Origin of the sequence: Maribacter polysiphoniae (assembly GCF_003148665.1) — a bacterium.
Classification (GTDB): domain Bacteria; phylum Bacteroidota; class Bacteroidia; order Flavobacteriales; family Flavobacteriaceae; genus Maribacter_A; species Maribacter_A polysiphoniae.
Map to the genome: position 1 here is coordinate 117,546 of NZ_QGGQ01000010.1, position 13,374 is coordinate 130,919.

A 13,374-nucleotide genomic window follows, 5' to 3' on the forward strand; every position below is an offset into this window, starting at 1 on the left:
AAATGGCAAATTATTTTAATACACTATCACTAAGGGATCAATTGACCCAATTGGGAAAATGCAGATTTATGGATTCTAGTGAATTTGCAGATGGTGTAACTGCTTTAAAAGGTAAGAAAATAGTAATTGTAGGTTGCGGGGCCCAAGGCCTTAACCAAGGATTGAATATGAGGGATTCGGGTCTTGATATTTCCTATACCCTTCGTGAAGCGGCCATCAAGGAAAAAAGACAATCCTATATCAATGCCTCAGAAAATGGGTTTACCGTGGGTACGTATGAAGAATTAGTGCCTTCGGCGGATTTGGTGATCAATCTAACTCCGGACAAACAACATACCAATGTTGTAAGTGCCGTAATGCCATTGATGAAACAAGGGGCTACATTATCCTATTCCCATGGTTTCAATATCGTGGAAGAAGGCATGCAGATCCGTAAGGACCTTACCGTTATCATGGTCGCTCCTAAAAGTCCAGGTTCAGAGGTCCGTGAGGAATATAAAAGAGGTTTCGGAGTACCAACGTTAATCGCGGTACACCCTGACAATGACCCTCAAGGAAAAGGATTGGAACAGGCCAAGGCCTATGCCGCCGCTACCGGCGGTCACAAGGCTGGGGTATTGGAATCCTCTTTTGTTGCAGAGGTTAAATCGGATCTTATGGGCGAACAAACCATTCTTTGTGGCTTGTTGCAAACAGGGTCGATCCTTTGTTTTGATAAGATGATCGAAAAAGGTATCGATGCAGGTTATGCCTCAAAATTAATCCAATACGGTTGGGAAACCGTTACCGAAGGTTTAAAGTATGGTGGTATTACCAATATGATGGATCGTCTTTCGAATCCGGCCAAAATCAAAGCCTTTGAATTATCCGAAGAATTAAAGGACATTATGCGTCCTTTATTCCATAAGCATATGGATGATATCATGAGTGGTCATTTTTCCAAGACGATGATGGAGGATTGGGCCAATGATGATAAAAACCTTTTAACCTGGAGAGCAGAAACCGGGGAAACCGCTTTTGAAAAAACACCTGCCAGTGATGTAAAGATCAGTGAGCAGGAATTCTACGATAATGGTGTTTTAATGGTGGCTATGGTCCGTGCTGGAGTGGAATTGGCTTATGAATCAATGACCGAATCCGGTATTATTGGGGAATCGGCCTATTACGAATCATTGCATGAGACTCCGTTGATCGCAAATACCATTGCAAGAAAAAAATTGTTCGAGATGAACCGCGTAATTTCCGATACTGCGGAGTACGGTTGCTATTTGTTCGATCATGCCTGTAAACCTTTATTGGCCGATTTTATGAAAGGTATCGATACTGATGTTATTGGTAAGCACTTCGGGGAAGATAAGGATAATGGTGTTGACAATGCCAAGTTGATTACCGTCAATAAGGCACTTAGAGAACATCCGGTTGAAATCGTTGGAGCCCGTTTAAGAGCTTCTATGACAGCGATGAAGCCTATCGTTTAATAATGGATTAGTAGTATATAGACCTGCTAGGTTTTAAAAACTTAGCAGGTCTTTTTCATTTAGGGATCCTTTTGGTGGTTATAGGCCGATAGGACTATTTATCTTTGAATATGACGTATTTTCCAAAAATAGAAGACATAAAGGCTGCTGCGGATATTATCCGTAAGGTGGCGAGGGTAACCCCTTTGGACGAAAGTATTCGACTCTCCAAACAATTTGGGGCCCATATCCTTTTAAAAAGGGAAGACCTTCATCGTGTGCGATCTTATAAGATTCGTGGGGCTTTCAACAAAATGAGTTCCCTTAACCAAGAAGAACGATCACATGGTGTGGTTTGCGCCAGTGCGGGCAACCATGCACAGGGAGTCGCTTTTGCATGTCATCATCTAGGTATCAATGGGACAATTTATATGCCATCGGTAACCCCAAAACAAAAGATAGAGCAAACCAGGATGTTCGGGGGGGATAAAATCACCATAGTGTTGGAAGGGGATACTTTCGATGATTCTTCGAAAGCAGCATTACAATTCTGCAAGGAGACCCATAAAACGTTTGTACATCCTTTTGATGATGAGAAGGTCATTGAAGGTCAGGGAACCATAGGGTTGGAGCTTCTTGATCAAGTAGCGTCCCCAATAGATTATGTTTTTGTGGCCATAGGGGGAGGTGGTCTGGCTTCCGGTTTATGTGGTGTTTTTAGTACCCTATCCCCAAATACTAAAATAATAGGGGTAGAACCCGAAGGGGCACCTTCTATGAAAATATCGATAGGGAAGGGAGTGAATACCCGTTTGGAAAAGATCGATAAATTTATCGATGGGGCTGCCGTACAAAGGGTAGGTGATTTAACCTTTGGGATATGTCGGAAGCATTTGAGCGATACACTCGCCATTCCCGAAGGCAAGGTCTGTCAGACGATCTTGGATCTTTACAATAGGGATGCCATAGTGGTAGAACCTGCAGGGGCTTTGACGATTTCGGCATTGGATACCTATGCCGATGAAATTAAAGGTAAAAATGTGGTTTGTATTGTCAGCGGAAGTAATAATGATATTACCCGTACGGCAGAAATTAAGGAACGGGCTTTGTTATACGGAAAGTTGAAACATTATTTTATCGTTCGTTTTCCACAACGTCCTGGTGCCTTAAAGCAATTTGTGGCCGATATCTTGGGGCCAGACGATGATATTACCCATTTTGAGTATTCCAAAAAGTCGAGCAAGGAGAATGCCCCGGCCATTGTGGGAATCGAATTGAAGAGTCCGGCTGACCTCGCTCCTTTGATCCAACGAATGAAGGCCGATAATTTTTATGGGGAGTACTTGAATGATAAACCCGATTTATTCCAGTATTTGGTGTAGTAGTGTCACATTTAGGGAAGTATTTATTATAAAAATGAACTCTTAAGTATTCTTTGGTTGTTCTTTATCGTTAAACCCATAATTTTGTAATAGAATTTTAATCTTAAAAATTAAATAGTATGGCAATACCATCTGAATATAAAATTACGAAAACCTTGAACCAGACCACATATTTGGTCAATGGGGAATTAAAGGAATGGACAGGAAAAGTTTCTGAGGTATATTCCACTATTTCCAGTACTGAAAAATATAAACCTACCTTGCTTGGAACCATACCTGATATGGGGGAAAAGGAAGCTCTGGAGGCCTTGGATGCAGCAACCGGAGCCTATAATAGAGGTCAGGGGGCATGGCCAACCATGTTGGTTAGGGATCGTATCGCCTGTATGGAAGTATTTGTCGAGAAGATGAAAACCAAGCGGGAGGAAGTTGTTAAATTGTTGATGTGGGAAATTGGCAAATCACTGCCCGATTCCCAAAAGGAATTTGACCGTACCGTGGAATATATTTACGATACTATTGAGGATTATAAACAAATGGATCGTGATGCGGCCAAGTTTCAAAAACAGGACGGTGTCTATGCCCATATCAAAAGAGGGCCACTTGGTGTGGTTTTGTGTTTAGGTCCCTATAATTATCCTTTGAATGAGACTTTTGCCCTTTTGATTCCCGCAATCATCATGGGGAACACGACCATATTCAAGCCTGCGAAACATGGGGTGTTATTGATCGCTCCCTTGATCGATGCCTTTAAAAGCAGTTTCCCTAAAGGCGTTGTGAATATCCTTTTCGGTAGGGGTAGGGCGGTAGCCTCACCTATTATGCAGACCGGTAAGGTAGATGTACTTGCTTTGATCGGAAACAGTAAATCGGCCAATGCCCTGCAAAACCAACACCCTAAAAGTAACCGATTACGATTGGTGTTGGGCTTAGAGGCGAAAAATCCGGCTATTATATTACCAGACGCGGATCTTTCCTTAACCGTTGAGGAATGTTTGGCGGGTACCCTGTCTTTTAACGGACAACGTTGTACTGCCCTAAAAGTAGTATATGCCCATGAAAATATTGTGGACGGTTTCAATACCCAATTTGCGGAGCGTGTAGATGCCTTGAAATTTGGGAATCCTTGGGATGATGGAGTGAATTTGACACCCTTACCAGAACCCGGTAAACCAGACTATATTCAGGAACTTATTGATGATGCCGTAGCTAAAGGAGCAAAAATCCTGAATAAAAAAGGAGGAAAACGCTTTGACAACTATATTTGGCCAGCGGTCTTATATCCGGTAACCAAGGATATGCGTGTATACCAAGAAGAACAATTCGGACCGATTATCCCTATCGTACCTTTTAGTGATATTGAAGAGCCGTTGAACGATATGGCAGAAAGTAATTATGGACAACAGGTGAGTTTGTTTGGTAAGGATGTGTATGCCGTAGCCCCATTGATCGATACTTTAGTGAACCTGGTATGCCGAGTAAACCTAAACAGTTCTTGCCAAAGGGGACCAGACGTTTATCCGTTTACTGGAAGAAAGGATTCCGCCCAGTCCACCTTGAGTGTGCACGATGCCTTGCGCTCATTCTCTATACGGACTTTTGTGGCCTTTAAGGATAATGATCTAAATACCGAGATTGTGGAAAAATTGTTGGAAGCCAAGCTTTCCAACTTCGTAAGTACGGATTATATTCTTTAATGAAGTACCATTCCTGCGATAATCAGGATTGAAAATAAAAAGCCTTCCCATAACAGGAAGGCTTTTTTTATATGACTACGTAAATTTGGGAGTACTTTATGAATCCTTGTTGCTCCTTTATTGGAAATTGACGTCGACCCCTTGCAATAAAAATTCAAACAGTCCTGTCGGGTTGAACAACGCCCATGCCAGAGGCATACAAAAAAGGGTTATCAAAACGTATTTCAAGAAAACATTATCCTTCCGATACAGAAAAGTAAGCCCAAGGTAAACAACCAAATAATACAGAAAAAGGAAGCCAAAGGCTATATATAAGAACGGAATAAATCCTTCTGAAAAAACACTGATAATTCCGGCAAGACCTAGTAATGCCAGAATGAAGATGGAAAGGGTTTTTATTGTTTTCATAAATTCTGAATGTTATTTAAAGTTGCCCAAGCCAATCTTGGTTTACGGTCTATTCCATTAGATCTTGTCCAATTTTGGCCTTCTATAGATCAAAAGATATTTTTATTCCCTCGATTACCATGCTGGTGCCTATGATTGCGATGATCAAGCCCATTATTTTACCAATTACGGAAATGACATTATCCCCGATTTTACTGGCAATGATCTCACTGAGACTAAACGTTATATAGGTCAGTATACACATCAATCCGAAAATAACTATCACTAATCCGATATGGACATACGATGCATTGGAAACAAAATTCATTGCCGTGACAATTGTGCCAGGACCTGCCAAAATAGGGATGGCCAAAGGGGATACGGCAATATTTTCATCAATGTTGGGTTGTTGCAAATGTTTGACATTCGATTTTTTGGACTGAAGCATCTCAAAGCCGACATAGAAAATAAGGATACCTCCCGTTATTTTGAATGCGGGTATGGTTATACCGAATAATTCAAATATGAATTTTCCCAGGATGACAAAGACACAAACAATGACAAATGCGATAAACACTGCTTTTTTGTTCACTCTTTGTTTTGTTTTTTTATCGGCACCCTCTAACAGGGTCAGAAAAATGGGCAAATTGGAAATCGGATTCATAATAGCGAAAAAACCTGTGAATACGGTAATCGAAAAGGTTATTAAATGATCCATTCAGTTTTTTTCTGTTTTCTTATATATCCATTCCACTAAAAAGCAAAAACCGATAAGTACCATGGAAATGACTACTCCAGTGGTATTCGAAGCGTATTCTTGCGCTATTAAAACCAAGGTTGCGAGTAAGCATAAAACAAAACCGATCAAGGGGATGGTTTTATGGGCACCCGTTTCTTTCGATAACCGAAAGCCAACAAGGTTTACGACACCAAAAATAAGTAAAAAGCCAACACTTCCCGCAGTTGAAATGCTCTCCAATTCCAATACATTGACCAAAATCAATGTGGCTATGGCAGTTATCAGTAAGCCGATTGGCTGGTTCCATAACTTAGCCAAAAAGTTATGGGGTAATTCATCATCCTCAGCGATTTCAAAATTGACCCTACTTCCCCCATATAGGGAGGCATTGATTGCCGAAAATGTGGATATTAAGGCTGCAACGGTAATTATCGAGAATCCAATTTTACCCAGCATGGGTTTAGCGGCTTCGGCCAAAACGTAATCCTGGGCCGTTGCAATTTTTTGAAAGGGAAGTGAACCTACGGTAACAAAGGCAATAATAATATACAATGCGATTACGAAAATCACCGAATAATAATAAGCTCTTGGAATGTTCTTTTCAGGATCAACGATATCGGGAGCCGCATTGGCGATAAGTTCAAAGCCTTCATAGGCTACGAAAATGACCATTCCCCCGGCGAAAAGCTTTATAGGAGTTTCCCATTCACTCATTGCGAGTTGGGACATATTGGGGTTTCCTATCAAACCGTAGGCCCCAATAAAAATGAATGCGATCAGGATCACTAACTTAATGATCACGGCGTAGGATTCTATCTTACCCACCACAGCGATGCTATAGTAATTGATTAAGGTGGCTAGAATGATGATGGCACTGGCGTACATATGGAAATCCATGTTTTTGTCATGTGTTATTTCCAATAAATTTGGGGCGTAAGAGCCAAATGCTGAGGCATATAAAGAAAGCATTATGATGTAACTTACCCATAAAAGATTGTTCATGCCACCACTAAAGATTGTTTTTCCGAACCCCTGATTGATGAACTTTACCGTTCCGCCCCTATCAGGGTATTTTTTTGAAAGTTTTACATAACTGTATGAAGTGATCAAAGCTAAAATTCCGGCAAACAAAAAGGCAATTGGTGTTCCTCCTTTAGCTAGGGATACGGCCAGGCCTAGGACGGCAAAAATACCACCGCCTACCATGCCTCCAATTCCAATGGAAATGGCATCCCTTAAGCTTATTTTTTTAGTCATCGGTGGTTGTTTTTTGAAAGCAGGGTAATCTGAATTATGCGTACGGGCATATTTCAGTTCAAATTTATCGATTTGTTTTTTGATTTGTTTTTTATGGGCTCTTTTTCTTTGATAAAGCCACATCGATTTGGGATTTGGTCCTCTCCTTTTAGTGGGGGTAGAGGAGCAAAGAAGGGATGGGAAGCTGCTCTATTACGTTGTTTTAGGTAATTGTAGGTGTAGGGACAAATCCTACTGCTATTTATAAGTTATGAGTATGTCCGCTACTTGCTTTAAATCGGGCGCTACAATTTCTGTCATAGGGGCCAACGGATATAATTGTTGCCCCGGTCTACTGACAAATGCGGCACGCCATCCGGCCCAAAGTGCTCCGGCAACATCCCATCCATGGGCGGCAATCAGCATGCACTCATCAAGGTTTACACCCATTTTATGGGCTCCCCAAGCATAAGTATCGGTAAACGGTTTGAATTTGCCAACATCCTCTATACTTAAACACGCATCAAAATAATCCGTTAGGCCAGCATTTAGAAATTGATTTTTGACCCCTTCATTGGATGAATTTGTAAACGAAACCAACGTATACCCGTGCTTTTTCAAAAGAGATAAGGCGGACGTAACCTCAGGATGTGGAGGGAGTGAGCGTAAGGATGCAAGAACAATATTTCTGGCTTCTTCCTGGGAAATCGTGATACCATTATTGGCAGCTACCATTTGTAATGTGGCAGCCCCTATATGTCCAAAATGTTGGTATTGCCCACTGGCTGAAGTCACTAAGGAATACTGCAACATTGTCGTAAACCACAGAGAGAGCATTTCTTCTTTTCCACCCAATGCATTGCCCAATTGCTTTTTCATATTGGTCAAATCCAATAACGTTTCATTGACATCGAAGAATAAAACCTTTGGGCGTTTTCTTACTCGTGAATCGGTTTTGTTTTCCTGTGGGTGTTTCATTATGGCTCTATTTTCAAAAAAGTATGTGCTATTGTTCCGATAACCGTCCTCTTCTACTCGAATTTCCTATAAAAATTTCGGGAGGGTATTTGATTGATAAAGGTAGGGTTTTCCATGTTTTAAATAGGATATAGGTAAAACAAAGGAGCTAGTGAATCAATTTTTTGACATAAAATACTGGGGTAAAATTCCATAAAAATTGGATAAGCGTGTATAGTGATCGGTAGATTTCCAAAGGTAATTTTGCATTGTCAACATTAATAATTCGAATAAGGTAAGGGTAGTGTTCCCGAAATTGGATGTTGAAGAATAAAAATTGGAAATTATGGAAAAGAATTTAACAAACAAAAAAGCCTTGATTGCCCTTGCTATAGGTGGTTTTGGCATTGGATTGACAGAATTCGTGATTATGGGTATTTTACCTGATGTAGCGAAGGGCCTGGATATTAGTATTTCAGAAGCTGGACATTTTATCGCGGCTTATGCGTTGGGCGTAGTGGTGGGAGCACCGCTTTTGACTTCTTTCGCTGCCAAGATGGATTCCCGAAAGATTTTACTCCTTTTAATGGGGTGGTTTACGTTGAGTAATACCTTATCCGGTTTTTCGGAAAATTACATCACTTTATTGTTCTTTCGGTTTTTATCAGGATTACCCCATGGTGCTTTCTTCGGAATAGGGGCGGTGGTTGCAGGTAAATTGGCCAAAACCGGTAAATCTGCCCAGGCCATTGCCGTTATGTTTTGCGGTTTAACCCTCGCCAATGTTATCGGTGTACCTGTAGGAACCTATATAGGGCATGAATATGATTGGAGCATGTCATTCTATATGGTAGGTCTTGTAGGGTTATTGGCCGTATGTAGTGTATTTTTATGGATGCCCAAATTGGTGTCCGAACCAAAGGAACCTTCCATTGATCATGAAAAAGTGATCAAAAACGGGGAACTTTGGGCCTTGATCGCGTTGACTACGATTGGTACCGGTGGATTCTTTGCCTGGTATAGCTATATTGCCCCGTTTATAACGGACGTTGCCGGTTGGCCCGAATATATGGTGGGACATGCAATGATTTTGGCCGGACTGGGAATGGTCGTAGGTAATTTTCTTGGAGCTAAAATGGCGGAGTGGTTTTCTCCCCTTAAGGCTGTAAGTATTAGCCTAAGTATGATGGTAGTTTTATTACTGTTCAATTCGGTGTTCGCTTTTAACCCGTATGTGGTTTTGGTGATGACGTTTTTAATAGGGATGGCATCCTTTACGGTAGCGACACCCATACAAATGGCAATAATCAATACATCAAAAGGGAATGAAATGCTGGGGTCATCCTTGAACCAGAGTGCTTTTAATATGGGGAACGCTTCTGGGGCGTACTTCGCAGGAATTCCCATCGCCCTCGGTTATGGCGTGGTCTATGCCGGTGTGGTAGGGGCTGTTTTAGCCGGTCTAGGGGTAATAATGGCTTTAGGGATAATTTTCTTTAGACGCTATAAGGCCGTTAAGTATAGAAAAATGGCCATCAATAGGTTTTAAAACGCATATGAAAAGGGGAATTGGTTTCCTTGATTAAAATGAAGCCCAATGTGAAAACATTGGGCTTCTCTATTTTTGGGATTCAATTGTACTTAAATTATAAATTGGCCGCCAACCAATCTCCAACTTCACTGGTCTTATAGGCTTTTCCTCCATCGGCTAGATCTTCAGTAACCACACCTTCGGCCAATGATTTATTGACTACATCACGGATAGCTTGTGCTTCAGCGGTTAAATCCATATCCTCAAAAAGCATGGCAGCCGATAATACCGTGGCCAACGGATTTGCAATATCCTTTCCGGCAGCTTGCGGATAAGAACCGTGAATGGGCTCATATAATGACACTTTGCTTCCTACAGAGGAAGAAGGCATTAATCCCATAGAACCTGCAATCACTGAGGCTTCATCGGTTAAAATATCACCGAATAGGTTGGCTGTGATCATCACGTCATAGGCACTGGGCCATTGTACCAAACGCATGGCAACCGCATCAACGAATTCATAAGTCACTTCAACCTCAGGATAGTCCTTTTCCATCGCCTGTACGGTTTCCCTCCATAAACGGGAAGATTCCAAAACATTGGCTTTATCAACGCAACAAAGTTTTTTGGAGCGTTTCATGGCCATCTCAAAACCTTTTTTCGCCAATCGTTGTATTTCAAAACGTTGATAGGTCATGGTGTCATAAGCAGTGTCCCCATTATCTTTTCGTCCACGTTCCCCAAAGTAGATACCTCCGGTCAATTCCCTTAGGATAATTAAATCGGTTCCTTCGATACGTTCCCTTTTCAAAGGGGATTTATCAATAAGGGAAGGGAAGGTGAAAGTAGGACGGACGTTTGCGAACAATCCTAATTTTTGTCTCATCTTCAATAGACCTTGTTCCGGACGGACTTTTGCCGAGGGATCGTTGTCGAATCGAGGATGACCTATGGCGCCAAACAATACCGCATCGGCATTGGCACATATTTCATGGGTTTCATCGGGATAAGGTTCACCAACGGCTTCAATGGCAGCAGCTCCGGTAAGGGCTGGTTTCCAATTGATTTCATGATTGAATTTCTGTGCTATCGCATTGGACACTTTTACGGCTTGGTCTATTACCTCAGGACCAATTCCGTCTCCTGCTAGAAGGGCTATGTTTAATTTCATTTTTTTACTTTAAAGAAGGCCATACGTTTGTCGTATTGCGCTTTGTTTCACTTAATAATTGGTTTATTTAAACTTCTTCTGATTTTATCAACGTTATCGTTAAGTTCTAAAATTAATTCTATATAATTTAAATCCTTTGCAAGGACCGAAAAATATTCCAACTCGTTTGCAGAACTTTGTACTTTCTATAATCGCCCATACCATCGTACACATGTATTGAACAAGCAAGGTTCGAATTGGGTTTAGCGATATGCGTAAAGCGATTAAATAATATTCAACATTTTTTCGGTCGCCTTAATGGCCGATACGGTTTGATCGGAATCCAGACCACGGGTTATGAATTCCGTACCATTATTATCCCATGAGATGACGGTTTCACAAAGGGCATCCGAATTACTACCGGGAGGTATACGTACCGCATAATCCGTTAATTTCGGAAAATCCCGTTTCTTTACCTTATAGATTTTTCGCAAGGCATTCATAAAGGCGTCGTATTGTCCGTCACCCTGGGCATTGGCTTCATGCAATTCCCCATCTATCTCCACAGCAACCGTTGTTGATGGTTTTAGTCCCTTCGAGTGGGTGAGCACATATGATTTTACAAATACCTTTTGATGATAATCACCACTGTTCAATACGTCGGAAATGATATAGGGTAGGTCATCTTTGGTAACCCGTTCTTTTTTGTCACCCAGTTCAATGATACGTTGGGTGACTTTTTTAAGTTCCTCATCATTCAGCGTAAGGCCCAACTCCTGTAAATTCTTTTGGATATTCGCTTTACCGGATGTTTTACCCAAGGCATATTTGCGTTTTCGTCCGAACCTTTCGGGTAGAAGGTCATTAAAATATAGATTCTTTTTGCTATCACCATCCGCATGGATGCCTGCGGTTTGGGTAAATACATTGTCGCCAACAATCGGTTTGTTCGCGGGAATACCGAACCCCGTAAAGGCAGACACCAATTTACTCACTTTATACAAGGAGGACTCATTTACCGAAATATGGACCTCGGGCAGAAAGTCATTGATGACGGCAACAACACTGGCCATAGGAGCATTACCTGCACGTTCGCCCATTCCGTTTACAGTCAGATGTATGCCGTGGCAACCGGCTTTTACGGCTTCCATCACATTCGAAACCCCAAGGTCATAGTCATTATGTCCGTGAAAATCAAAATGGGAATCAGGATAGCGTTGTACGATTTCAGAAATATATCCAGAGGTTTCCGTATGGGTCAATACCCCCAAGGTATCAGGGAGCAGAATACGTTCAACAGGTTGTTGGGTCAAAAAATCCAGGTATTGAAATACGTACTCCTTGGAATTTCGCATACCGTTACTCCAATCTTCCAAGTACACGTTGGTTTTGATACCGCGTTTTTGTGACTGTTCGAGAATTTTCGAAATATCCCCAAAATGTTCCTCCGGTGTTTTTTTTAGTTGATGGGTAAGGTGGTTCAAGGAACCCTTTGTCAATAGGTTTTGAACACGGGCACCAGCTTTTTCCATCCATTCCAACGAAACCCCACCATCTACAAAGGTCAATATTTCAACCCTGTCAAGATATTCTTTTTCGGCTGCCCAACTCGTGATTTCCTGAACGGCTTTAAGTTCCCCTTCGGAAACCCGGGCCGATGCAATCTCAATGCGATCGACTTTAAGCTCCTCTAGGAGTAATTTGGCCAAAGTCAGTTTTTCGGATACCGAAAAGGACACCCCAGATGTCTGTTCCCCATCACGAAGTGTGGTGTCCATTATTTCAATCCGCCGTTTGTTCATTTATAGGGAACTTGTCGATTATTATTACGTTTATAAAGGGGTATCTTGAGCGTATTCGCTGATCTTTTCCTTAATGTTCAATAGGAAATCGATATCATCGAAACCGTTCAGCATATTCGCTTTTTTATAGTCATTGATATCAAAACTTTCCTTTTCACCTGTCGCAAGGATGGTGATGGATTGATCAGGAAGGTTTATTTCCAATTCAGTTTTAGGGTCTGCCTCAATGGCCGTAAAGATCTTATGCAGGAATTCCGAAGTCACCTGAACGGGTAATACCCCGATATTCAAACAGTTGTTTCTAAAGATATCCGCAAAGAAACTTGAAACCACACAACGGAAACCATAATCATAAACGGCCCATGCCGCATGTTCCCGGGAAGAACCCGAACCGAAGTTTTTGCCACCAACCAAAATCTTACCACCGTAGATGGGATTGTTGAGCACGAAATCCTTTTTAGGGGTATTGTCTGGGTTATAGCGCCAGTCCCTAAATAGGTTGTCGCCAAAACCTTTTCGTTCGGTAGCCTTCAAAAAACGGGCTGGAATTATTTGATCGGTATCCACATTCTCAATGGGAAGCGGTACCGCTGAAGATGTTACTATATTGAATTTATCGTATGCCATTTTTTTCGCTTTTGCTCAAAACGCCTTGCGCTAATCGCCACTCGCTTTTCGCTGTTGATTATATTTTATTTATTAAACTTGCTAAGCTCTTACCTAGTTTATTTACTTTGTTATTTAGTGATTCAAAGGTTTGATTGTCAATATATTTTAAATCCCTGATTAAAATCAAAAAATATTCTAATTCTGTTGTTGATCCTCTAGCTATTATTAAAAAATGTTGAACTCTTTATCTGTTTCCCTACCGCATCCCTCAGCAATATTTGAAGGAATGGAATATGAAGCTCTTTTTATTTGACTTATAATCTCATACCTCTCTTCTTTGGGTAAATCTTTTGATAATTTATAAATATCAAGTGTTATCTCATGTCCAAGTTGCCAGATAGTATATTTTTTATAGTCCCTCATTTTC

11 protein-coding genes and 1 pseudogene are annotated in these 13,374 nt (G+C 41.2%); 4 read left to right on the forward strand and 8 right to left on the reverse strand.

The annotated features are described in order from the left end of the window. Positions 1 to 2 precede the first annotated feature (2 nt). From ilvC to LX92_RS17570, 3 genes are all read left to right on the forward strand, one after another. Complete coding sequence (gene ilvC, locus LX92_RS17560) at positions 3 to 1,478, forward strand: ketol-acid reductoisomerase (protein WP_109653439.1); 1,476 nt, start codon at positions 3 to 5, stop codon at positions 1,476 to 1,478. Between the two features lie 110 nt (positions 1,479 to 1,588). Further along, positions 1,589 to 2,839 carry a threonine ammonia-lyase IlvA gene (gene ilvA / locus LX92_RS17565; RefSeq protein WP_109653440.1) on the forward strand — a complete coding sequence of 417 codons (1,251 nt, stop codon included), beginning with the start codon at positions 1,589 to 1,591 and terminating at the stop codon, positions 2,837 to 2,839. Between the two features lie 119 nt (positions 2,840 to 2,958). Beyond that, entirely contained in the window at positions 2,959 to 4,536 is a 1,578-nt protein-coding gene (locus tag LX92_RS17570) for an NADP-dependent glyceraldehyde-3-phosphate dehydrogenase (protein ID WP_109653442.1), read from the forward strand. A gap of 117 nt (positions 4,537 to 4,653) precedes the next feature. Here LX92_RS17570 and LX92_RS17575 read toward each other — a convergent pair whose 3' ends face one another. From LX92_RS17575 to LX92_RS17590, 4 genes are all read right to left on the reverse strand, one after another. Further along, complete coding sequence (locus LX92_RS17575; protein ID WP_109653444.1) at positions 4,654 to 4,944, reverse strand: hypothetical protein; 291 nt, start codon at positions 4,942 to 4,944, stop codon at positions 4,654 to 4,656. A gap of 82 nt (positions 4,945 to 5,026) precedes the next feature. Then, positions 5,027 to 5,641, reverse strand: coding sequence for a MarC family protein (locus tag LX92_RS17580; protein WP_109653447.1), 615 nt, complete (start codon positions 5,639 to 5,641; stop codon positions 5,027 to 5,029). Continuing rightward, positions 5,642 to 6,919: an APC family permease gene (locus LX92_RS17585; protein WP_109653560.1), complete on the reverse strand. Its 1,278-nt coding sequence runs from the start codon at positions 6,917 to 6,919 to the stop codon at positions 5,642 to 5,644. 237 nt (positions 6,920 to 7,156) lie between these two features. Further along, positions 7,157 to 7,876: a haloacid dehalogenase type II gene (locus LX92_RS17590; protein ID WP_109653449.1), complete on the reverse strand. Its 720-nt coding sequence runs from the start codon at positions 7,874 to 7,876 to the stop codon at positions 7,157 to 7,159. 325 nt (positions 7,877 to 8,201) lie between these two features. Here LX92_RS17590 and LX92_RS17595 point away from each other — a divergent pair, with 325 nt between their 5' ends. Continuing rightward, the gene (locus LX92_RS17595) at positions 8,202 to 9,404 is read left to right on the forward strand and encodes an MFS transporter (RefSeq protein WP_109653451.1); all 1,203 of its coding nucleotides are present in this window, start codon (positions 8,202 to 8,204) and stop codon (positions 9,402 to 9,404) included. 97 nt (positions 9,405 to 9,501) lie between these two features. Here LX92_RS17595 and leuB read toward each other — a convergent pair whose 3' ends face one another. The 4 genes and pseudogenes from leuB to LX92_RS17615 all read right to left on the reverse strand — a co-directional run bounded on the left by leuB (position 9,502) and on the right by LX92_RS17615 (position 13,370). Next, on the reverse strand, positions 9,502 to 10,557 hold the full coding sequence (gene leuB / locus LX92_RS17600) for a 3-isopropylmalate dehydrogenase (protein WP_109653453.1): 1,056 nt from the start codon (positions 10,555 to 10,557) through the stop codon (positions 9,502 to 9,504). 263 nt (positions 10,558 to 10,820) lie between these two features. Beyond that, positions 10,821 to 12,338, reverse strand: coding sequence for an alpha-isopropylmalate synthase regulatory domain-containing protein (locus tag LX92_RS17605; RefSeq protein WP_109653455.1), 1,518 nt, complete (start codon positions 12,336 to 12,338; stop codon positions 10,821 to 10,823). 30 nt (positions 12,339 to 12,368) lie between these two features. Next, positions 12,369 to 12,965, reverse strand: coding sequence for a 3-isopropylmalate dehydratase small subunit (gene leuD, locus LX92_RS17610; RefSeq protein WP_109653457.1), 597 nt, complete (start codon positions 12,963 to 12,965; stop codon positions 12,369 to 12,371). Between the two features lie 58 nt (positions 12,966 to 13,023). Continuing rightward, positions 13,024 to 13,370: pseudogene (locus LX92_RS17615) on the reverse strand (four helix bundle protein). Positions 13,371 to 13,374: the final 4 nt, after the last annotated feature.

Bases quoted from the DNA above. Each gene is read 5' to 3' on its own strand.
- ilvC (WP_109653439.1), top strand. From the start codon at position 3: ATGGCAAATTATTTTAATACACTATCACTAAGGGATCAATTGACCCAA.
- ilvA (WP_109653440.1), top strand. From the start codon at position 1,589: ATGACGTATTTTCCAAAAATAGAAGACATAAAGGCTGCTGCGGATATT.
- LX92_RS17570 (WP_109653442.1), top strand. From the start codon at position 2,959: ATGGCAATACCATCTGAATATAAAATTACGAAAACCTTGAACCAGACC.
- LX92_RS17575 (WP_109653444.1), bottom strand. From the start codon at position 4,944: ATGAAAACAATAAAAACCCTTTCCATCTTCATTCTGGCATTACTAGGT.
- LX92_RS17580 (WP_109653447.1), bottom strand. From the start codon at position 5,641: ATGGATCATTTAATAACCTTTTCGATTACCGTATTCACAGGTTTTTTC.
- LX92_RS17585 (WP_109653560.1), bottom strand. From the start codon at position 6,919: ATGACTAAAAAAATAAGCTTAAGGGATGCCATTTCCATTGGAATTGGA.
- LX92_RS17590 (WP_109653449.1), bottom strand. From the start codon at position 7,876: ATGAAACACCCACAGGAAAACAAAACCGATTCACGAGTAAGAAAACGC.
- LX92_RS17595 (WP_109653451.1), top strand. From the start codon at position 8,202: ATGGAAAAGAATTTAACAAACAAAAAAGCCTTGATTGCCCTTGCTATA.
- leuB (WP_109653453.1), bottom strand. From the start codon at position 10,557: ATGAAATTAAACATAGCCCTTCTAGCAGGAGACGGAATTGGTCCTGAG.
- LX92_RS17605 (WP_109653455.1), bottom strand. From the start codon at position 12,338: ATGAACAAACGGCGGATTGAAATAATGGACACCACACTTCGTGATGGG.
- leuD (WP_109653457.1), bottom strand. From the start codon at position 12,965: ATGGCATACGATAAATTCAATATAGTAACATCTTCAGCGGTACCGCTT.